Origin of the sequence: Streptomyces massasporeus, assembly GCF_014648995.1 — a bacterium.
In the GTDB taxonomy this organism is placed as follows: domain Bacteria; phylum Actinomycetota; class Actinomycetes; order Streptomycetales; family Streptomycetaceae; genus Streptomyces; species Streptomyces massasporeus.
This window is the reverse complement of the sequence record NZ_BMSE01000003.1, coordinates 117,246-138,207: the sequence shown is the minus strand read 5'-3', so window position 1 is coordinate 138,207 and position 20,962 is coordinate 117,246. Positions and strand designations below refer to the sequence as shown.

The following is a 20,962-nucleotide window of genomic DNA, read 5'->3' as shown; positions in this document are numbered from 1 at the left end:
CAGCATGCGCAGAGGACGTCGACTCGCGATCGACGTCGGGGACGCCCGCATCGGGGTCGCCTCGTGCGACCCCGACGGGATCCTCGCCACCCCGGTGGAGACGGTCCCGGGGCGTGACATCCCCGCAGCTCAAAGACGGTTGAAGCAACTCGTCGAGGAGTACGAGCCGCTGGAGGTCGTGGTCGGTCTCCCGCGTTCGCTCAAGGGCGGGGAGGGCCCGGCCGCGGTCAAGGTCCGGGGCTTCACCCAGGAACTGGCCCGCATGATCTCACCGGTTCCGGTGAGACTCGTCGACGAACGCATGACGACGGTGACGGCCAGCCAGGGACTGCGCGCCTCGGGCGTGAAATCCAAGAAGGGCCGGGCCGTCATCGACCAGGCGGCAGCCGTGGTCATCCTGCAACAAGCCCTCGAATCCGAACGGGTGTCAGGTAAAGCACCCGGCGAAGGCGTCGAAGTGGTCATCTGATCGCGATACGGTAACGTTCCGCGCGATGCGGCGGCGTTCGAACAGCCACCGCACAGCAAGAGGCGGGACGGGAGCCGGGCCGGAAGCCGCGCGACCGCCGCCTCGCGGCTCTAGGGGATCGATGACTGAGTATGGCCGGGGCCAAGGCTCCGAACCGTGGCATCCGGAGGACCCGTTGTACGGGGACGGCGGATGGGACGGGCAGCAGGCCCATCAGGGTCAGCAGCCCCCCTACGGCGGCCAGCCGCAGCACTATCCGCAGCAGCCGCAGCAGCCGCAGTACGGCGACTGGGGCACCGGTGACCAGGCCGGATACGGTCAGGCGCAGCAGCAGTACCCGTACGACCAGCACTACGCGGCACAGGCCCACGGCCACCAGCAGTACCCCGGCCAGCAGGACCCCGGACACCAGCAGGGCCAGGGCTACCACCAGCAGCAGTACGACACCGGCGGCTGGGTCAACGACCCGCACCAGCAGGTCTCCTACCCCGGTGACCCGGCGGACCCCTATGGGCAGCAGGCCGGTGCGTACGGCGGGGGACAGCAGGACTACTACGGCACCCCCGATGCGTATCCGCCCCCGGAGCCGCCCGGCCGGCGAGGGGTCGCGCCCGCTCAGGAGCCCGCCCAGGAACCGGTGACCGACTGGGATCCCGGCCCCGATCAGGGCGAGCACGCCTTCTTCGCGAGCGACGACGATGACGACGGCGACGAGCCGGGGGAGCGCCGCGGGCGCGAGGACAAGCGGGGGCGCGGCGGCGGCAAACCGAAGAAGCGCCGCAACGGCATGGCCTGCCTGCTGGTCGTCGTGATCCTCGGCGGCGGTCTGGCCGGTGCCGGCTACTTCGGCTACCAGTTCTACCAGGATCGTTTCGGCGACGCCCCGGACTTCGCGGGCGACGGCAACGGACAGCAGGTGTCCGTCGAGATCCCCGAGGGAGCGCTCGGCTACAAGATCGGCCAGGTGCTGAAGAGCGCGGGGGTCGTCAAGAGCGTCGACGCGTTCGTCGCCGCCCAGGAGGACAACCCCAACGGCAAGGGCATCCAGGACGGCGTCTACACGCTGCAGAAGCAAATGTCGGCCGCGAGTGCGGTCGAACTGATGCTCAGTCCGAAGAGCCGCGACAACCTGATCATCGCCGAGGGCCGTCGCAACGCCGACATCTACCGGCTCATCGACAAGCGCCTCAAGGTCAAGGCAGGCACCACCGCCGCCGTGGCCAAGAAGGACTACAAGCAACTCGGTCTGCCCGCCTGGGCGCAGAACCACGCCGACGTCAAGGACCCGTTGGAGGGCTTCCTCTACCCCTCCAGCTACGGCGTCAGCGAGGGCCAGAAGCCCGAGGCCGTCCTGAAGCAGATGGTCAAGCGGGCCACCGCGACGTACGAGAAGCTCGGCGTCGAGAAGAAGGCCGCGAGCCTCGGACTCGAGGACCCGTGGCAACTGGTCACCATCGCCAGCCTGGTCCAGGCCGAGGGCACGAGCCACAGCGACTTCCGCAAGATGGCCGAGGTCGTCTACAACCGGATGAAGCCCGGCAACCCGCAGACCAACGGCATGCTGGAGTTCGACTCCACCTACAACTACATCAAGAACCAGAGCAAGATCGACCTGAGCCTGAGCGAACTGCGGAACTACGACAACCCGTACAACACGTACTTCCACAAGGGGCTGCCGCCCGGTCCGATCGACAACCCGGGCGAGGACGCGATCAAGGGCGCTCTCAAGCCGACGGACGACGGCTGGTACTACTTCATTTCGCTCGACGGCAAGACCAGCAAGTTCACGAAGACGAACGCCGAACACCAGAAGCTGGTCGACCAGTTCAACGCCTCGCGGAACAACTGAGGAAACCCTGATGGCCGCACCACGCCGGGCCGCCGTACTCGGCTCCCCGATCGCCCACTCGCTCTCCCCGGTCCTGCACCGCACCGCCTACCAGGAGTTGGGCCTGGCCGGCTGGACGTACGACAGGTTCGAGGTCGACGAGGGCGGCCTGCCCGCGTTCTTCGAGACGCTCGGCCCCGAGTGGGCCGGGCTCTCGCTGACCATGCCGCTGAAGCGGGCCGTGATCCCGCTGCTCGACGAGATCAGCGAGACCGCCGCCTCGGTCGACGCCGTCAACACCGTCGTCCGCACCGAGGACGGCCGCAGGATCGGCGACAACACCGACATCCCCGGCATGGTGGCCGCGCTGCGTGAGCACGGCATCGACAAGGTCGACGCCGCCGCCGTCCTCGGCGCCGGTGCCACCGCCTCCTCCGCGCTGGCCGCGCTGTCCCGGATCTGCCCGGGCGAGATCGCCGTGTACGTGCGCAGCGAGGCCCGGGCCACCGAGATGCGCCAGTGGGCCGAGCGGCTCGACATCGCCGTCAGGATCGCCGACTGGGCCGACGCCGAGCAGGCCCTGCGCGCCCCCCTGGTGATCAGCACGACGCCGGCCGGTGTCACCGACGCCCTCGCCCGGTCCGTGCCGGAGCGCCCGGCGGCCCTCTTCGACGTCCTGTACGACCCCTGGCCGACCGACCTCGCCGCCCGCTGGTCGGCGTACGGCGGTGCCGTCGTCAGCGGCCTCGACCTGCTGGTGCACCAGGCCGTGCTCCAGGTCGAGCAGATGACGGGGCTGGCACCGGCCCCCCTGGACGCCATGCGAAAAGCGGGCGAGCGGGCTCTCGCGGCCCGATAAGATCCGCTCTCGGTTCCGCAGGGGGCGGAACAGGGGAGGGGAACGTCCGTCATGTCCGCAGGCCTGCCTCAAGCGTCTGTCAAATCCCAGATATTCGAGTCCCTGCTGGGATTCCTGCCCGACTGGGTGCAGATCACGGTGCTCGCCCTGATCGTGCTCGCCGTCGTGGCGTCCTGGGTCGTCAAGATCAAGCGCAAGATCGCCCACCGGCGTGCGGTGCGCAACGGGCAGCCGGTCCACGCCGCAGCCCAGTACGGGCAGGGGCGCGGCGCGGACTACCTCGGCCAGTACGCGCCGCAGCAGACGCAGCCGCACGGACAGCAGGGCAGCGGCGCCGACCACCTGGGGGCGTACGCCCCGCAGCGGCAGGCCGAGCCCGCGCAGCAGCCGAGCGGTGCCGACTTCCTCGGCGCGTACGCGCCACAGCAGCCTCAGGGCGACGGCCCGTCCGCGAACGCGTCCGCTTGATGGACCGGCCGCCGGGCAAACCGCCCCGGCGTGGGAGGATCGGAGATGGCGGGCCGGGCCGCGCACCCGGTCGCGCCGTCGCCGTACGCGACGAGGCGCGTACGCAGGGCAGTACCAGAGCGCGAGCACTGAGGAGCACCGTTGAGCAGGTTGCGCTGGCTGACCGCGGGGGAGTCCCACGGTCCCGCACTCGTCGCGACGCTGGAGGGTCTTCCCGCCGGCGTGCCGATCACCACGGACATGGTGGCGGACCATCTCGCGAGGCGGCGCCTGGGCTATGGGCGCGGTGCCCGGATGAAGTTCGAGCGCGACGAGGTCACCTTCCTCGGCGGCGTCCGGCACGGCCTGACCCTCGGCTCCCCGGTCGCGATCATGGTGGGCAACACCGAGTGGCCGAAGTGGGAACAGGTCATGGCCGCCGACCCGGTCGACCCGGAGATCCTCGACGGTCTCGCCCGCAACGCCCCGCTGACCCGGCCCCGGCCCGGCCACGCCGACCTGGCGGGCATGCAGAAGTACGGGTTCGACGAGGCCCGGCCGATCCTGGAGCGTGCTTCGGCGCGTGAGACGGCCGCTCGGGTCGCCCTGGGCGCGGTGGCCCGGTCGTACCTGAAGGAGACGACCGGCGTCGAAATCGTCAGCCACGTCGTGGAACTGGCCGCCGCGAAGGCCCCGCGAGGTGTCTACCCGACCCCGGCCGACGTCGAGAAGCTGGACGCGGACCCGGTGCGCTGCCTGGACGCGGACGCGTCGAATGCGATGGTCGCCGAGATCGACCAGGCCCACAAGGACGGCGACACCCTCGGCGGCGTGGTCGAGATCCTGGCGTACGGTGTGCCGGTGGGCCTGGGTTCGCACGTGCACTGGGACCGCAAGCTGGACGCCCGCCTCGCCGGTGCCCTCATGGGTATCCAGGCGATCAAGGGCGTCGAGATCGGCGACGGCTTCGAACTGGCGCGAGTGCCCGGCTCCAAGGCGCACGACGAGATCGTGAAGACCGACGACGGCATCCGGCGCACCACGGGCCGCTCCGGTGGCACCGAGGGCGGTCTGACCACCGGTGAGCTGCTGCGCGTCCGCGCCGCGATGAAGCCGATCGCCACTGTCCCGCGCGCCCTGCAGACCGTGGACGTCACCACCGGCGAGGCCGCGCAGGCCCACCACCAGCGCTCCGACGTGTCCGCGGTCCCGGCCGCCGGCATCGTCGCCGAGGCCATGGTGGCCCTGGTGCTCGCGGATGCGGTGGCGGAGAAGTTCGGCGGCGACTCGGTGGCCGAGACGCGCCGCAACGTGACGTCGTACCTCGACAACCTCGCCATCCGATGAGCGGCCCGCTGGTCGTCCTGGTGGGTCCGATGGGTGTGGGCAAGTCCACCGTCGGACAGCTCCTGGCCGAGCGGCTCGGGGTCTCCTACCGGGACACCGACGACGACATCGTCGCCGAGCAGGGCCGGACCATCGCCGAGATCTTCGTCGACGAGGGCGAGTCGGCCTTCCGGGCGATCGAGAAGGCGGCTGTGCGGCGGGCGCTCGGTGAGCACGACGGCATCCTTGCCCTGGGCGGCGGAGCGATCCTCGACAGCGACACGCGCGCACTGCTCGCCGGGCAGCGCGTGGCGTACCTGTCGATGGACGTCGAGGAAGCGGTCAAGCGCACCGGCCTCAACACGGCCCGCCCGCTGCTCGCGGTCAACCCGCGCAAGCAGTGGCGCGAGCTCATGGAGGCCCGCCGCCACCTGTACGAGGAGGTCGCCACGGCCGTGGTCGCCACCGACGGCCGGACCCCCGAAGAGGTCACCGAAGCCGCCCTGGACGCACTGGAGTTGAAGGAAGCATGAGCGAGGCAGTCACGCGGATCCAGGTCGGCGGCACCGCGGGGACCGACCCGTACGAGGTCCTGGTGGGCCGGCAGCTGCTGGGTGAACTCGGCGGGCTGATCGGCGAGAAGGCCCAGCGGGTCGCGATCGTCCACCCCGAGGCGCTGGCCGAGACCGGCGACGCGCTGCGCGCCGACCTGGCCGAGCAGGGCTACGAAGTGGTCGCCGTCCAGGTGCCCAACGCGGAGGAGGCCAAGACCGCCGAGGTCGCCGCCTACTGCTGGAAGGCGCTCGGCCAGTCCGGATTCACGCGCAGCGACGTCATCGTCGGTGTCGGTGGCGGTGCGACCACCGACCTGGCCGGGTTCGTCGCGGCCACCTGGCTGCGCGGGGTGCGCTGGATCGCCATCCCCACCACCGTGCTCGCCATGGTGGACGCGGCCGTCGGCGGCAAGACCGGCATCAACACCGCCGAGGGCAAGAACCTCGTCGGCGCCTTCCACCCGCCCGCCGGTGTGCTCTGCGACCTGGCCGCACTGGACTCCCTGCCGGTCAACGACTACGTCTCCGGGCTCGCGGAGGTCATCAAGGCCGGCTTCATCGCCGACCCGGTGATCCTGGACCTCATCGAGTCCGACGTACAGGGCGCCCGCACCCCGGCCGGCCCGCACACGGCCGAGCTCATCGAGCGCTCCATCCGGGTCAAGGCCGACGTCGTGTCGTCCGACCTCAAGGAGTCGGGACTGCGCGAGATCCTCAACTACGGCCACACGCTGGGTCACGCCATCGAGAAGAACGAGCGCTACAAGTGGCGCCACGGCGCGGCGGTCTCGGTCGGTATGCACTTCGCCGCCGAACTGGGGCGCCTGGCGGGCCGGCTGGACGACGCGACGGCCGACCGCCACCGCACGATCCTCGAAGCGGTCGGGCTGCCCCTGCACTACCGGTACGACCAGTGGCCCAAGCTGCTGGAGACCATGAAGGTCGACAAGAAGTCGCGCGGCAACCTCCTGCGCTTCATCGTCCTCGACGGTCTGGCCAAGCCCACCGTCCTGGAGGGACCCGACCCGGCCGTGCTGCTCGCCGCGTACGGCGAAGTGGGCCAGTAAGTCCTCCGGCGCGCCTTCCGCCCGAAAACGCCTTACGGGGCTGGGCACTTCGGGCCGCCCCCGGCCGTTCACACATCGACGACCGGGGGCGGTACCGTTCGGATGGGGGTCCCCCCTACGCCCTTTAGGCTGTGGGGGAAGCGGGTTCCGCCCCCGCTGTCAGCGCCCATCGCCTGTACGAGACGGAGTGGCACCGGATGCAGCACGCAGTGGGTTCTCCGCTGCCGCCGCCCCATCAGCCGGGGCACGGACCGGCCACGGGCTGGTCGCCGGCCGCACATCACCCGGGCCCGCAGCACGCGGGTGCGCACCAGGGCTCCGTGCCCGTGCCCCCGCCGCCCCCGGCGCCGGGATATCCGGCGCCCCCGCCCGGACCGGGACCGGCCGCGGCTTGCGCCCCGCCGACGCCGGAGACCACCGGGCACGTGCCGCTGCCGCCCGGCGGCCCGGTCGCCATGCCGATGGCCCCGCCCGCCGCGACCGTTCCCGACCCCGCCGGCACGACGCTCGCGGTCCTGCTCATCGGACCCGCGGGTGCGGGCAAGACCAGCGTCGCCAAGTACTGGGCGGACCACCGCCGGGTCCCGACGGCCCACATCAGCCTCGACGACGTGCGCGAGTGGGTCCGCTCCGGCTTCGCCGACCCCCAGTCCGGGTGGAACGACAACTCCGAGGCGCAGTACCGCCTGGCCCGTCGCACCTGTGGCTTCGCCGCCCGGAACTTCCTGGCGAACGGCATCTCGTGCATCCTCGACGACGCGGTCTTCCCCGACCGCCCGGTCGTCGGCCTCGGCGGCTGGAAGCGCCACGTGGGGCCGGGCCTGCTGCCGGTCGTGCTCCTGCCGGGCCTGGAGATCGTCCTGGAACGCAACGCGGAGCGCTCGGGCAACCGACGGCTGTCCGACGAGGAGGTCGCCCGCATCCACGGCCGCATGGCCGGATGGTACGGCTCGGGGCTGCCGATCATCGACAACTCCCAGCTGGACGTCCCGGAGACGGCGAGGGTCCTGGACGAGGTCCTGGCCAGGTCGATCGCCAGCCCACCCCAGTGGTGAGCGCCCCTCAGGCAAGCGCCCCAAGGTGAGCGCCCCGTTAGGGGCGCGGGAAATGCGCGACAAGCCCCCCTGCAGCTGCGGACGGCATACGACCCCGCGCGGCACCCCGTCTCCCGAACGGCACGCTGCACCGGGCACCGCCCACTCAGACGCCCTCAACCGGCGCCGAACCGGCGAAGCTCATACGCTCGGGTCATGTCAGAGGTGTACGCGGCCCGCCGGACGCGTCTGAGGGAATACTGCAACGCGGGCGGCAGCGCGGCGGCGCTGGTCTCCCGCCCCGCCAACGTGCGCTATCTCGCGGGCGCCGCCCCGCAGGGCGCCGTTCTGCTGCTGGGCAGGACCGAGGAGCACGATCTCCTGGTCAGTGCCGGAGCGGCTGCCGACCGCCCCACGCAGGAGCGCCCCGACGAGGCCCTGCGCGTCCATACCCTGCCCGGAGCCGGCGGTGGTGACCCGGCCGTCGCGGCCGCCGGCCTCGCCGCGGGCCAGGGTGCCGACTCCCTCGCCGTGGAGGAGCACCACCTCACCGTGGCCCGGCACCGCGCGCTCGGCTCGGTCGCCCCCCGGCTGCGCCTGGCCGGCCTCGGCAGCGCCGTCGAGCAGCTGAGGGTCGTCAAGGACGAGGAGGAGATCTCCTGCCTGCGCATCGGCGCAGAGATCGCCGACCAGGCCCTCGGCGAACTGCTGGAGTCGATTCTCGTGGGCCGCACCGAGCGCCATCTCGCCCTGGAACTCGAAAGACGACTCGTGGACCACGGTGCGGACGGGCCGGCCTTCCCGACGTCCGTCGGCACCGGGCCGAACGCCGGCCGTCCCGGCCACCGGCCCACCGACCGCCGGGTCGAGGAGGGCGACTTCCTCTCCGTCTGCCTCGGCGCGACATACGGTGGCTACCGCTGCGAGATCGGCCGCACGTTCGTCATCGGCACGGCTCCGGCGGACTGGCAGATCGAGCTGTACGACCTGGTCTTCGCGGCGCAGCGAGCCGGGCGTGAGAGCCTGGTTCCCGGCGCCGCCTGCCGGGACGTCGACCGCGCGGCCCGTCAGGTGCTGGACTCCGCGGGGTACACGGAGGGCCTCACGGTCCTGACCGGACACGGCGTAGGGCTCGAAATCGACGAGGACCCTCAATTGAGTCCTGCGGCCATGGGTAAACTGGACGCTTGCGTGCCAGTCACCGTCGAACCGGGGGTCCACCTCCCGGGCCGGGGCGGTGTCCGGATCGATGACACGCTCGTCGTCCGCCCCGAGGCGGACGGCGGACCCGAGCTACTCACCATCACGACCAAGGAGCTGCTCGCCCTGTAGCCAGGCAGGTGCGTGCCCCGGGGTCGTACGTCAGTCCAGGAGATTCCGCAACCGTGGCTTCCACGAACGACCTCAAGAACGGCATGGTGCTCAAGCTCGAAGGCGGCCAGCTCTGGTCCGTCGTCGAGTTCCAGCACGTCAAGCCCGGCAAGGGCCCGGCCTTCGTGCGCACCAAGCTCAAGAACGTGCTCTCCGGCAAGGTCGTCGACAAGACCTTCAACGCCGGCGTCAAGGTCGAAACGGCCACCGTCGACAAGCGCGACATGCAGTTCTCCTACATGGACGGCGAGTACTTCGTCTTCATGGACATGGAGACCTACGACCAGCTGCACGTCGACAAGAAGGCCGTCGGCGACGCCGCGAACTTCCTGATCGAGGGCTTCACCGCCACCGTCGCGCAGCACGAGGGCGAGGTGCTCTTCGTCGAGCTGCCGGCCGCCGTCGAGCTCGTCATCCAGGAGACCGAGCCGGGCGTCCAGGGCGACCGCTCCACCGGGGGCACCAAGCCCGCCATCCTGGAGACCGGCCACCAGATCAACGTGCCGCTCTTCATCACCACCGGTGAGAAGATCAAGGTCGACACCCGCACCAGCGACTACCTCGGCCGGGTGAACAGCTAACCGTGGCTGCCCGCAACACGGCCCGTAAGCGCGCCTTCCAGATCCTCTTCGAGGGGGACCAGCGCGGCGCTGATGTGCTGACCGTCCTCGCGGACTGGGTCCGGCTGTCCCGGGCGGACACCCGGCAGCCGCCGGTCAGCGAGTACACGATGGAGCTGGTCGAGGGCTACGCGGAGCACGCGAAGCGCATCGACGAGCTGATCGCGCAGTACGCCGTCGGCTGGACCCTCGACCGGATGCCCGTCGTCGACCGCAACATCCTGCGGCTCGGCGCCTACGAGCTGATCTGGGTCGACGCGACGCCGGACGCCGTCGTCCTCGACGAGATGGTGCAGCTGGCGAAGGAGTTCTCCACGGACGAGTCGCCCTCGTTCGTGAACGGCCTGCTCGGCCGGTTCAAGGAGCTCAAGCCCTCGCTCCGCCGCGACGAGGTCTGAGACGGACCACATGCCGGAGGGCCCGCAGCGTCACCGCTGCGGGCCCTCCGGCGTCCCGTACGTCCTCGTGCGGCGCGAGGACGTCAGAGCCGCACAACGCCGCCGGGGTGGCCGAGAACCATACGGTTCCGGCCACCCCGGCGGCACGTTTCTGCTGGACCCGCCGAGCGGGTCAGGCGTCCTCGTGGGAGGCCACCGCGCGGCGCGCGTCCGCGTCCAGGACACCCCAGCTGATCAGCTGCTCCGTGAGGACCGAAGGCGACTGGTCGTAAATGACGGCGAGTGTGCGCAGGTCGTCCTGGCGGATCGACAGCACCTTGCCGTTGTAGTCACCGCGCTGCGACTGGATCGTGGCCGCGTAGCGCTGAAGAGGGCCCGCCTTCTCGGCCGGCACCGTGGCCAGCCGCTCCAGGTCCAGGACCAGCTTCGGCGGCGGCTCGGCGGCGCCGCCCGGGGTCGTGCCCGGAAGCAGCTCCTGCACCGGAACGCCGTAGAAGTCCGCCAGCTCGGCAAGGCGCTGTACGGTCACGGCACGGTCGCCGCGCTCGTACGAACCGACCACGACCGCCTTCCAGCGGCCCTGGGACTTCTCCTCGACACCGTGGAGGGAAAGGCCCTGCTGGGTGCGGATCGCCCGGAGCTTGGCCCCGAGCTGTTTGGCGTATTCGCTGGACATATAGCTCCCCGGCACTGTGTCGACGCGTCTGGCGTGGGTGCCAGGCCGCGCGGCTGGTAACTCACTGTGAGGTTACGCAGCGTTACTCTGCCGCGTCAAGCCGAATGGTCCGCACCGACTCTTCCGTGGTATCGGCGTTCCGTTAGGCCGAGTGGGTGATCCAACGGGGCCATACGGGCGATCGCGGGGACCTGCTACCGTGTATGGCGCAATCCCGACGTCCTTTAAGGTCCGTCCCGTGAGGCGGAGAAGGAGGTCCGTTTCGTATGGACTCGCACGACACGCACTCCGATGCCCGGCCCGTTCTCGAAGGGCCCGACATCGCGCGGGTACTGACCCGCATCGCCCACGAGATCGTCGAGCGCGCCAAGGGCGCCGACGACGTGGTGCTCCTCGGCATTCCGACCCGGGGGGTCTTCCTCGCCCGGCGGATCGCGGACAAGCTCGAGCAGATCACCGAGCGCAAGGTTCCGTGCGGCTCGCTCGACATCACCATGTACCGCGACGACCTGCGCATGCACCCGCCGCGTGCGCTGGCCCGCACCGAGATCCCCGGTGACGGCCTCGACGGCAAGCTCGTCGTCCTCGTCGACGACGTGCTCTTCTCCGGCCGCACCATCCGCGCCGCCCTCGACGCCCTGAACGACATCGGGCGCCCGCGCGCGGTGCAGCTCGCCGTCCTCGTCGACCGCGGACACCGCGAACTGCCCATCCGCGCCGACTACGTCGGCAAGAACCTCCCCACGTCGTTGCGGGAGACGGTCAAGGTCCAGCTCGCCGAGGAGGACGGTCGCGACACCGTGCTGCTCGGTGCCAAGCCGACCTCTCAGTAGCGCTCCAGGCGTACGCCGCCGTCGTACGCCCGCTAGTTGCGCCCTCGCGCGCCCGTCTGCCCCAATTCTCCCGAATGAACTGCCTTACGGAGCCTGACAGATGCAGCGTCATCTCATCTCGGCCGCCGACCTCACCCGCGACGACGCCGTCCTGATCCTCGACACCGCCGAGGAGATGGCCCGGGTCGCCGACCGGCCGATCAAGAAGCTGCCGACCCTGCGCGGCCGCACGATCGTCAACCTCTTCTTCGAGGACTCCACCCGGACCCGGATCTCCTTCGAGGCAGCCGAGAAGCGGCTGTCCGCGGACGTCATCAACTTCACCGCCAAGGGCTCCAGCGTCTCCAAGGGCGAGTCCCTGAAGGACACCGCCCAGACCCTGGAGGCCATGGGCGTCGACGCCGTGGTCATCCGGCACGGCGCCTCCGGAGCCCCGTACCGACTCGCCAACTCCGGCTGGATCGACGCGGTCGTCGTCAACGCCGGCGACGGCACCCACCAGCACCCCACCCAGGCCCTGCTGGACGCCTTCACCATGCGCCGCCGCCTGATCGGGCCGGACGCCGGACTCGGCCAGGACCTCGAGGGCAAGCGCATCACGCTCGTCGGCGACGTCCTGCACAGCCGGGTCGCCCGCTCCAACGTCGACCTGCTGCACACCCTGGGCGCCGAGGTCACCCTCGTCGCCCCGCCCACCCTGCTGCCGGTCGGCATCGAGACCTGGCCCTGCGAGGTCTCCTACGACCTCGACAGCACGCTGACCAAGTCCGACGCGGTGATGATGCTGCGCGTCCAGCGCGAGCGCATGAACGCCGCCTTCTTCCCGACCGAGCGCGAGTACTCCCGGCGCTACGGCCTCGACGGCGACCGCATGGCGCGGATGCCCGAGCACGCCATCGTGATGCACCCCGGCCCGATGGTCCGCGGCATGGAGATCACCGCCGAGGTCGCCGACTCAGACCGCTGCACCGTCGTCGAGCAGGTCGCGAACGGAGTGTCCATCCGGATGGCCGTCCTGTACCTGCTGCTCGGTGGGAACGAACCCGCCGTCACCCACCCCCGCACCGAGGAGAAGTAAGACAGATGAGCAAGATCCTGATCCGTGGTGCCAAGGTGCTCGGCGGCGAGCCGCAGGACGTGCTGATCGACGGCGGGACGATCGCGGAGGTGGGCAGCGGCCTGTCGGCCGAAGGCGCGGAGGTCGTCGAGGCCGAGGGCAAGGTGCTGCTGCCGGGCCTGGTCGACCTGCACACCCATCTGCGCGAGCCCGGCCGCGAGGACTCCGAGACCGTCCTCACCGGCACCCGGGCCGCGGCCTCCGGCGGCTACACCACCGTGTTCGCCATGGCCAACACCTTCCCGGTCGCCGACACCGCCGGTGTCGTCGAGCAGGTCTGGCGGCTCGGCAAGGAGCACGGCTACTGCGACGTCCAGCCCATCGGTGCCGTCACCGTCGGCCTGGAGGGCAGGAAGCTCGCCGAGCTCGGCGCCATGCACGAGTCCGCCGCCGGCGTCACCGTCTTCTCCGACGACGGCAAGTGCGTCCACGACGCCGTGATCATGCGCCGGGCCCTGGAGTACGTGAAGGCCTTCGGCGGTGTCGTCGCGCAGCACGCGCAGGAGCCGCGGCTCACCGAGGGCGCCGAGATGAACGAGGGCATCGTCTCCGCCGAGCTGGGCCTCGGGGGCTGGCCCGCGGTGGCCGAAGAATCGATCATCGCCCGGGATGTCCTGCTCGCCGACCACGTCGGCTCCCGCGTCCACATCTGCCACCTGTCGACCGCCGGCTCCGTCGAGATCGTCCGCTGGGCCAAGTCCCGCGGCATCGCCGTCACCGCCGAGGTCACCCCGCACCACCTCCTCCTCACGGACGAGCTGGTGCGCACCTACAACCCCGTCTACAAGGTCAACCCGCCGCTGCGCACCGAGCGCGACGTCATGGCCCTGCGCGAGGCCCTCGCCGACGGCACGATCGACATCGTCGCCACCGACCACGCCCCGCACCCGCACGAGGACAAGGACTGCGAGTGGGCCGCGGCCGCCATGGGCATGGTCGGCCTGGAGACGGCCCTGTCGGTCGTGCAGGAGACCATGGTCGACACGGGCCTGCTGGACTGGGCCGGCGTCGCCGACCGGATGTCCGTCAAGCCCGCCCAGATCGGTCAGGCCACGGGCCACGGACGTCCCGTCTCGGCAGGTGAGCCCGCCAACCTCACCCTGGTCGACACGGCATACCGTGGGCTCGTGGAACCCGCGGGCTTCGCCTCGCGCAGCCGCAACACCCCCTACGAGGGGCGTGAGCTGCCGGGCCGTGTGACGCACACGTGGCTGCGGGGCAAGGCCACGCTCGTCGACGGGAAGCTCACGTGACACCTGTACTCCTGCTGGCCGCCGAGAAGGAATCGGCGCAAGTGACCGACTGGGCCGCCCGCATCGGCTGGGTCGTCGGCCTCGGCCTGTTCGTCGCGCTCGTCTACTGGCTGATGCGCGAGGGCTGGAAGTGGCGCGGCACCCTCCAGGGCGACCTGCCCGAGCTGCCCACCACCCCGGCCGACCCGGGCCCCGAGAAGCTGAGCCTGAGCGGCCGCTACCACGGCTCCACCACCGCCGGTCAGTGGCTCGACCGCATCGTCGCCCGGGGCCTGGGCACCCGCAGCCGGGCCGAGCTCACCCTCACGGACGCCGGCCTCGACGTCGTACGGCCCGGGGCGAGCGACTTCTTCGTCCCGGTCGCACAGCTGCGTGAGGCCCGGCTCGACAAGGGCATCGCCGGCAAGGTCCTCACCGAGGGCGGCCTGCTGATCGTCACCTGGGAGCACGGCGACCGGCTGATCGACTCCGGGTTCCGCTCCGACCACGCGGCCGAGCACAGCGAGTGGGTCGAGGCCATCAACTCCATGATCGAAACGAACACCAGGGAAGGCGTCGAACGATGACCACCTCCACCAGGGGAGCTGCCAGGACTCCCGCCGTACTCGTCCTGGAGGACGGCCGGATCTTCCGCGGCCGTGCCTACGGGGCCGTGGGGGAGACCTTCGGCGAAGCGGTGTTCTCCACCGGCATGACCGGCTACCAGGAGACCCTCACCGACCCCTCCTACCACCGCCAGGTCGTGGTGATGACCGCCCCGCACGTCGGGAACACGGGCGTGAACGACGAGGACATGGAGTCCAGGAAGATCTGGGTCTCCGGCTACGTCGTGCGCGACCCCGCGCGCGTGCCGTCCAACTGGCGCTCCCGGCGCACGCTGGACCAGGAGCTCGACGCCCAGGGCGTCGTCGGCATCAGCGGCATCGACACCCGCGCCCTCACCCGCCACCTGCGCGAGCGCGGCGCCATGCGCGTCGGGATCTTCAGCGGCGACGCCGTCCGGGACGACGCCGCACTGCTGGCCCGCGTCCAGGAAGCCCCGCAGATGAAGGGCGCGAACCTCTCCGCCGAGGTCGCCACCACCGAGCCGTACGTCGTCCCCGCCATCGGCGAGAAGAAGTTCACCGTCGCCGCCGTCGACCTCGGCATCAAGGGCATGACCCCGCACCGCATGGCCGAGCGCGGCATCGAGGTGCACGTGCTCCCGGCCACCGCGACCGTCGAGGACGTCTACGCCGTGAACCCGGACGGCGTGTTCTTCTCCAACGGCCCGGGCGACCCGGCCACCGCCGACCACCCCGTCTCCGTGATGCAGGGCGTCCTGGAGCGCGGCACGCCGCTGTTCGGCATCTGCTTCGGCAACCAGATCCTCGGCCGCGCGCTCGGCTTCGGCACCTTCAAGCTGAAGTACGGCCACCGCGGCATCAACCAGCCGGTGCAGGACCGCACGACCGGCAAGGTCGAGGTCACCGCGCACAACCACGGCTTCGCCGTCGACGCCCCGCTCGACCAGGTCTCCGAGACCCCGTTCGGCCGCGCCGAGGTGTCGCACGTCTGCCTGAACGACAACGTGGTGGAGGGGCTCCAGCTCCTCGACCGCCCCGCCTTCAGCGTCCAGTACCACCCCGAAGCGGCAGCCGGCCCCCACGACGCCGCCTACCTGTTCGACCGCTTCGTATCCCTGATGGAGGGCCAGCGTGCCTAAGCGCACCGATATCCAGTCCGTCCTGGTCATCGGCTCCGGCCCGATCGTCATCGGCCAGGCCGCCGAGTTCGACTACTCCGGCACCCAGGCGTGCCGCATCCTGCGCGCCGAGGGCCTCAGGGTCGTCCTGGTGAACTCCAACCCGGCGACGATCATGACCGACCCGGAGATCGCCGACGCCACCTACGTCGAGCCGATCACCCCCGAGTTCGTCGAGAAGATCATCGCCAAGGAGCGCCCCGACGCGCTGCTGCCCACCCTGGGCGGCCAGACGGCCCTCAACACGGCCATCTCGCTGCACGAGGCGGGCACCCTCGACAAGTACGGCGTCGAGCTGATCGGCGCCAACGTCGAGGCCATCAACAAGGGCGAGGACCGCGACCTCTTCAAGGAGGTCGTCGAGGCCGTACGCCGGAAGATCGGCCACGGCGAGTCCGCCCGCTCGGTCATCTGCCACTCCATGGACGACGTCCTCGCCGGCGTCGACACGCTCGGCGGCTACCCCGTCGTCGTCCGCCCCTCCTTCACCATGGGCGGCGCCGGCTCCGGCTTCGCCCACGACGAGGAGGAGCTGCGCCGCATCGCCGGCCAGGGCCTCACGCTCTCCCCGACCACCGAGGTGCTCCTGGAGGAGTCCATCCTCGGCTGGAAGGAGTACGAGCTGGAGCTGATGCGCGACAAGCACGACAACGTCGTGGTCGTCTGCTCCATCGAGAACTTCGACCCCATGGGCGTGCACACCGGCGACTCGATCACCGTCGCGCCCGCCATGACGCTGACCGACCGCGAGTACCAGACCCTGCGCGACATCGGCATCGCCGTCATCCGCGAGGTCGGCGTCGACACCGGCGGCTGCAACATCCAGTTCGCGGTCAACCCCGAGGACGGCCGGGTCATCGTCATCGAGATGAACCCGCGCGTGTCCCGCTCCTCGGCGCTGGCCTCCAAGGCGACCGGCTTCCCGATCGCCAAGATCGCCGCCAAGCTCGCCGTCGGCTACACGCTGGACGAGATCCCGAACGACATCACGCAGGAGACCCCGGCCTCCTTCGAGCCGACGCTCGACTACGTGGTCGTGAAGGCCCCGCGCTTCGCCTTCGAGAAGTTCCCGAGCGCGGACGCCACCCTCACCACCACCATGAAGTCGGTCGGCGAGGCCATGGCCATCGGCCGCAACTTCACCGAGGCCTTCCAGAAGGCGCTGCGCTCGCTGGAGAAGAAGGGCAGCCAGTTCACCTTCGTCGGCGAGCCCGGCGACAAGGACGAGCTGCTGCGCGACTCGGTCCGCCCCACCGACGGCCGCATCAACACCGTCATGCAGGCCATCCGCGCCGGCGCCACGCCCGAGGAGATCTTCGACTACACGAAGATCGATCCCTGGTTCGTCGACCAGCTCTTCCTGATCAAGGAGATCGCCGACGAGCTGGCCGAGACCCCCGAGCTGACCGCCGACCTGCTCGGCGAGGCCAAGCGGCACGGCTTCTCCGACACGCAGATCGGTGAGATCCGCGGCCTGCGCGAGGACGTCGTCCGCGAGGTCCGGCACGCGCTCGGCATCCGCCCGGTCTACAAGACGGTCGACACCTGCGCCGCCGAGTTCGCCGCGAAGACGCCGTACTTCTACTCCTCCTACGACGAGGAGACCGAGGTCGCGCCGCGCGAGAAGCCGGCCGTCATCATCCTGGGCTCCGGCCCGAACCGCATCGGTCAGGGCATCGAGTTCGACTACTCCTGCGTCCACGCCTCCTTCGCGCTCAGCGACGCGGGCTACGAGACGGTGATGGTCAACTGCAACCCGGAGACCGTCTCCACGGACTACGACACCTCCGACCGCCTGTACTTCGAGCCGCTGACGCTGGAAGACGTGCTGGAGATCGTGCACGCCGAGCAGCAGGCCGGACCGGTCGCGGGCGTCGTCGTGCAGCTCGGCGGGCAGACCCCGCTGGGTCTGTCGCAGGCACTGAAGGACAACGGCGTGCCGATCGTCGGCACCTCCCCGGAGGCCATCCACGCCGCCGAGGACCGGGGCGCCTTCGGCCGGGTCCTGGCGGAGGCCGGCCTCCCGGCCCCCAAGCACGGCACCGCCACCACCTTCACCGAGGCCAAGTCCATCGCCGACGAGATCGGCTACCCGGTCCTCGTCCGCCCGTCCTACGTCCTCGGCGGGCGCGGCATGGAGATCGTCTACGACGAGACGCGCCTGGAGGCGTACATCGCCGAGTCGACCGAGATCAGCCCCTCGCGGCCGGTCCTGGTCGACCGGTTCCTCGACGACGCGATCGAGATCGACGTCGACGCCCTCTACGACGGCGAGGAGCTCTACCTCGGCGGCGTCATGGAGCACATCGAGGAGGCCGGCATCCACTCCGGCGACTCGGCGTGCGCCCTGCCCCCGATCACGCTCGGCGGCTTCGACATCAAGCGCCTGCGCGCCTCCACGGAGGGCATCGCCAAGGGCGTCGGGGTCCGCGGCCTGATCAACATCCAGTTCGCGCTCGCCGGCGACATCCTCTACGTCCTGGAGGCCAACCCGCGCGCGTCCCGGACCGTCCCCTTCACCTCGAAGGCGACCGCGGTGCCGCTGGCCAAGGCCGCCGCCCGCATCTCGCTCGGCGCGACCATCGCCGAGCTGCGCGCCGAGGGCCTGCTCCCGGCCAACGGCGACGGCGGTGAGCTGCCGCTCGACGCGCCGATCTCCGTCAAGGAGGCCGTCATGCCGTGGTCGCGCTTCCGCGACATCCACGGCCGCGGCGTCGACACGGTCCTCGGCCCGGAGATGCGCTCCACCGGCGAGGTCATGGGCATCGACTCCGTCTTCGGCACGGCGTACGCCAAGTCGCAGGCCGGCGCCTACGGTCCGCTGCCCACCAAGGGACGCGCGTTCATCTCGGTCGCCAACCGCGACAAGCGCTCGATGATCTTCCCGGCCCGCGAGCTGGTCGCGCACGGCTTCGAGCTGCTCGCCACGTCCGGCACCGCCGAGGTCCTCAAGCGCAACGGCATCAACGCCACCGTCGTGCGCAAGCAGTCCGAGGGCACCGGCCCGAACGGCGAGAAGACCATCGTCCAGCTCATCCACGACGGAGAGGTCGACCTCATCGTCAACACCCCGTACGGCACCGGTGGCCGCCTCGACGGCTACGACATCCGTACGGCGGCCGTGGCACGCTCCGTGCCCTGCCTGACGACGGTCCAGGCCCTCGCGGCGGCGGTCCAGGGCATCGACGCCCTCAACCGCGGCGACGTGAGCGTCCGCTCGCTCCAGGAACACGCGGAACACCTGACCGCGGCCCGCGACTAGCAGCCCCGAGGGGGACACCGGAAACGGTGTCCCCCTCTTCGTGAGGACGCCATGTCTTCGTGAGGACACCATGTACAAGATCTTCTTCCGTCTCGTCTTCAAGCGGCTGGACCCGGAGCAGGCCCACCACCTGGCCTTCCGCTGGATCCGCCTGGCCGCCCGCGTGCCCGTGCTGCGCACCTTCCTCGCCGCCGCCCTCGCGCCCCGGCACAAGGAGCTGCGCACCGAGGCCCTCGGGCTGCGCATGCACGGCCCCTTCGGTCTCGCCGCGGGCTTCGACAAGAACGCCGTCGGCATCGACGGCATGGCCATGCTCGGCTTCGACCATGTCGAGATCGGCACCGTGACCGGCGAACCGCAGCCGGGCAACCCCAAGCAGCGGCTGTTCCGCCTGGTCAAGGACCGCGCGCTGATCAACCGCATGGGCTTCAACAACGACGGCTCGCTCCGGGTCGCCGCCCGCCTGGCCTCCCGCACGCCCGTCTTCAAGCCGGTCGTCGGCGTCAACATCGGCAAGACCAAGGTCGTCCCCGAGGAGGAGGCCGTCGCGGACTACGTGAAGTCCGCCGAGCGGCTCGCGCCGTACGCCGACTACCTGGTCGTCAACGTCTCCTCGCCGAACACGCCGGGTCTGCGCAACCTCCAGGCGACGGAGGCGCTCCGCCCCCTGCTGAGCGCCGTCCGCGAGGCCGCCGACCGCACGGTTTCCGCGCGGCGCGTCCCGCTCCTGGTCAAGATCGCGCCGGATCTCGCCGACGAGGACGTCGACGCCGTCGCCGACCTCGCCGTCGAGCTCGGCCTGGACGGGATCATCGCCACGAACACCACCATCGCGCGCGAGGGACTCGGCCTGAAGTCCGACCCCACCCTGGTCAAGGAGACCGGCGGTCTGTCCGGGGCACCCCTGAAGGAACGCTCCCTGGAGGTCCTGCGCCGCCTCTACGCGCGCGTGGGCGACCGGATCACCCTCGTGGGCGTCGGCGGCATCGAGAACGCCGAGGACGCCTGGCAGCGCATCCTGGCCGGTGCCACGCTGGTCCAGGGCTACAGCGCCTTCATCTACGAGGGGCCCTTCTGGGGCCGCTCCATCCACAAGGGGCTCGCCGCACGCCTGGCCACCAGCCCCTACGCCACGCTCGCCGACGCGGTGGGCGCCGACGTGAGGAAGACGGCATGAGTGGTCTCGAACCCTTCGGCGCGCGCCTGCGCCGCGCCATGGACGAGCGCGGCCCGCTGTGCGTCGGCATCGACCCGCACGCCTCCCTGCTCGCCGAGTGGGGCCTGAACGACGACGTGGCGGGCCTGGAGCGGTTCAGCCGCACGGTCGTCGAGGCGGTGGCCGACCGGGTCGCCGTGCTCAAGCCGCAGAGCGCGTTCTTCGAGCGGTTCGGCTCGCGCGGCGTCGCCGTGCTGGAGAAGTCGGTCGCCGAGGCCCGGGCGGCGGGCGCGCTGGTCGTGATGGACGCCAAGCGCGGCGACATCGGCTCGACCATGGCCGCGTACGCCGAGTCCTTCCTGCACAAGGACGCACCGCTGTTCTCCGACGCCCTGACGGTCTCGCCGTACCTCGGCTACGGATCGCTCAGCCCGGCCGTCGCGCTGGCCCGGGAGAGCGGCGCGGGACTGTTCGTGCTGGCGCTGACCTCCAACCCGGAGGGCGGCGAGGTCCAGCACGCCGTGCGGCCCGACGGCCGGAACGTCGGAGCGACGATGCTCGCGCACCTGGCCGCCGAGAACACGGGGGAGAAGCCCCTGGGGTCCTTCGGCGCGGTCGTCGGCGCCACCCTCGGTGATCTGTCGACGTACGACCTGGACATCAACGGTCCGCTCCTCGCACCCGGCATCGGCGCCCAGGGCGCCACGCCGGCCGAGCTTCCCGGGGTCTTCGGGGCGGCGGTGGGCAACGTCGTGCCGAACGTCAGCAGGGGAGTGCTACGCCACGGTCCCGACACGGTCGCTCTGCGTGACGCCGCCGAGCGCTTCGCGGAGGAGATCCGTCACGCCGTGACGTCCTCGTGAGGCGGTCCGGACCTTCCTGCGAGACCTCCGATGAGTGGTCCGGGGACCGCTTGAGTCTGAATACATCCTCAAATCCGGGGCAGTA

Annotated in this window: 20 protein-coding genes; 19 read left to right on the top strand and 1 reads right to left on the bottom strand. The window is 70.8% G+C overall.

Going from position 1 to position 20,962, the window contains the following annotated elements; all coding sequences use genetic code 11:
* Positions 1 to 4: 4 nt before the first annotated feature.
* The 11 genes from ruvX to nusB all read left to right on the top strand — a co-directional run bounded on the left by ruvX (position 5) and on the right by nusB (position 9,973).
* A complete protein-coding gene (gene ruvX, locus IE153_RS09875; RefSeq protein WP_189589377.1) occupies positions 5 to 469 on the top strand; it encodes a Holliday junction resolvase RuvX in 465 nt (154 codons plus the stop codon).
* A gap of 121 nt (positions 470 to 590) precedes the next feature.
* Complete coding sequence (gene mltG, locus IE153_RS09870) at positions 591 to 2,318, top strand: endolytic transglycosylase MltG (RefSeq protein WP_189589376.1); 1,728 nt, start codon at positions 591 to 593, stop codon at positions 2,316 to 2,318.
* A 10-nt stretch (positions 2,319 to 2,328) separates the two neighbouring features.
* The gene (locus tag IE153_RS09865) at positions 2,329 to 3,156 is read left to right on the top strand and encodes a shikimate dehydrogenase (protein ID WP_189589375.1); all 828 of its coding nucleotides are present in this window, start codon (positions 2,329 to 2,331) and stop codon (positions 3,154 to 3,156) included.
* 51 nt (positions 3,157 to 3,207) lie between these two features.
* Positions 3,208 to 3,624 (top strand): hypothetical protein, encoded by a 417-nt coding sequence (locus IE153_RS09860; protein WP_189589374.1) that lies wholly within the window; start codon positions 3,208 to 3,210, stop codon positions 3,622 to 3,624.
* A 141-nt stretch (positions 3,625 to 3,765) separates the two neighbouring features.
* Complete coding sequence (aroC, locus tag IE153_RS09855; protein WP_189589373.1) at positions 3,766 to 4,950, top strand: chorismate synthase; 1,185 nt, start codon at positions 3,766 to 3,768, stop codon at positions 4,948 to 4,950.
* Positions 4,947 to 5,462, top strand: a complete 516-nt coding sequence (locus IE153_RS09850) for a shikimate kinase (RefSeq protein WP_189589372.1) — start codon at positions 4,947 to 4,949, stop codon at positions 5,460 to 5,462. Before aroC ends, IE153_RS09850 begins: the two co-directional genes overlap by 4 nt.
* The gene (gene aroB / locus IE153_RS09845) at positions 5,459 to 6,550 is read left to right on the top strand and encodes a 3-dehydroquinate synthase (protein ID WP_189589371.1); all 1,092 of its coding nucleotides are present in this window, start codon (positions 5,459 to 5,461) and stop codon (positions 6,548 to 6,550) included. The genes IE153_RS09850 and aroB overlap by 4 nt, the downstream gene beginning before the upstream one ends.
* Positions 6,551 to 6,747: 197 nt before the next feature.
* Positions 6,748 to 7,605: a Pro-rich N-terminal domain-containing protein gene (locus IE153_RS09840; RefSeq protein WP_189589370.1), complete on the top strand. Its 858-nt coding sequence runs from the start codon at positions 6,748 to 6,750 to the stop codon at positions 7,603 to 7,605.
* 195 nt (positions 7,606 to 7,800) lie between these two features.
* Positions 7,801 to 8,916, top strand: a complete 1,116-nt coding sequence (locus IE153_RS09835; protein ID WP_189589369.1) for an aminopeptidase P family protein — start codon at positions 7,801 to 7,803, stop codon at positions 8,914 to 8,916.
* Positions 8,917 to 8,969: 53 nt separating this feature from the next.
* On the top strand, positions 8,970 to 9,536 hold the full coding sequence (gene efp / locus IE153_RS09830) for an elongation factor P (protein WP_030843148.1): 567 nt from the start codon (positions 8,970 to 8,972) through the stop codon (positions 9,534 to 9,536).
* Between the two features lie 2 nt (positions 9,537 to 9,538).
* On the top strand, positions 9,539 to 9,973 hold the full coding sequence (nusB, locus tag IE153_RS09825) for a transcription antitermination factor NusB (protein WP_189589368.1): 435 nt from the start codon (positions 9,539 to 9,541) through the stop codon (positions 9,971 to 9,973).
* Between the two features lie 172 nt (positions 9,974 to 10,145).
* Here the strand turns inward: nusB and bldD are convergent, their stop codons facing one another.
* Positions 10,146 to 10,649: a transcriptional regulator BldD gene (bldD, locus tag IE153_RS09820; RefSeq protein WP_006131213.1), complete on the bottom strand. Its 504-nt coding sequence runs from the start codon at positions 10,647 to 10,649 to the stop codon at positions 10,146 to 10,148.
* A gap of 266 nt (positions 10,650 to 10,915) precedes the next feature.
* On the opposite strand from bldD, the gene pyrR reads away from it, so the two are divergent.
* The 8 genes from pyrR (at position 10,916) to pyrF (ending at position 20,877) form a co-directional block, all read left to right on the top strand.
* Positions 10,916 to 11,482 carry a bifunctional pyr operon transcriptional regulator/uracil phosphoribosyltransferase PyrR gene (pyrR, locus tag IE153_RS09815; RefSeq protein ID WP_031105559.1) on the top strand — a complete coding sequence of 189 codons (567 nt, stop codon included), beginning with the start codon at positions 10,916 to 10,918 and terminating at the stop codon, positions 11,480 to 11,482.
* A gap of 100 nt (positions 11,483 to 11,582) precedes the next feature.
* Positions 11,583 to 12,560: an aspartate carbamoyltransferase catalytic subunit gene (locus tag IE153_RS09810; protein ID WP_097215525.1), complete on the top strand. Its 978-nt coding sequence runs from the start codon at positions 11,583 to 11,585 to the stop codon at positions 12,558 to 12,560.
* A 5-nt stretch (positions 12,561 to 12,565) separates the two neighbouring features.
* Positions 12,566 to 13,852 (top strand): dihydroorotase, encoded by a 1,287-nt coding sequence (locus IE153_RS09805; RefSeq protein ID WP_031138958.1) that lies wholly within the window; start codon positions 12,566 to 12,568, stop codon positions 13,850 to 13,852.
* Positions 13,849 to 14,418 carry a PH-like domain-containing protein gene (locus IE153_RS09800; RefSeq protein ID WP_189589367.1) on the top strand — a complete coding sequence of 190 codons (570 nt, stop codon included), beginning with the start codon at positions 13,849 to 13,851 and terminating at the stop codon, positions 14,416 to 14,418. The genes IE153_RS09805 and IE153_RS09800 overlap by 4 nt, the downstream gene beginning before the upstream one ends.
* Positions 14,415 to 15,557 (top strand): glutamine-hydrolyzing carbamoyl-phosphate synthase small subunit, encoded by a 1,143-nt coding sequence (gene carA, locus IE153_RS09795; protein ID WP_189589366.1) that lies wholly within the window; start codon positions 14,415 to 14,417, stop codon positions 15,555 to 15,557. Before IE153_RS09800 ends, carA begins: the two co-directional genes overlap by 4 nt.
* On the top strand, positions 15,550 to 18,858 hold the full coding sequence (gene carB, locus IE153_RS09790) for a carbamoyl-phosphate synthase large subunit (RefSeq protein WP_189589365.1): 3,309 nt from the start codon (positions 15,550 to 15,552) through the stop codon (positions 18,856 to 18,858). The genes carA and carB overlap by 8 nt, the downstream gene beginning before the upstream one ends.
* A gap of 70 nt (positions 18,859 to 18,928) precedes the next feature.
* The gene (locus tag IE153_RS09785; RefSeq protein ID WP_189589364.1) at positions 18,929 to 20,035 is read left to right on the top strand and encodes a quinone-dependent dihydroorotate dehydrogenase; all 1,107 of its coding nucleotides are present in this window, start codon (positions 18,929 to 18,931) and stop codon (positions 20,033 to 20,035) included.
* Positions 20,032 to 20,877 (top strand): orotidine-5'-phosphate decarboxylase, encoded by an 846-nt coding sequence (pyrF, locus tag IE153_RS09780; protein ID WP_189589363.1) that lies wholly within the window; start codon positions 20,032 to 20,034, stop codon positions 20,875 to 20,877. Before IE153_RS09785 ends, pyrF begins: the two co-directional genes overlap by 4 nt.
* The last annotated feature ends 85 nt before the right edge of the window (positions 20,878 to 20,962 follow it).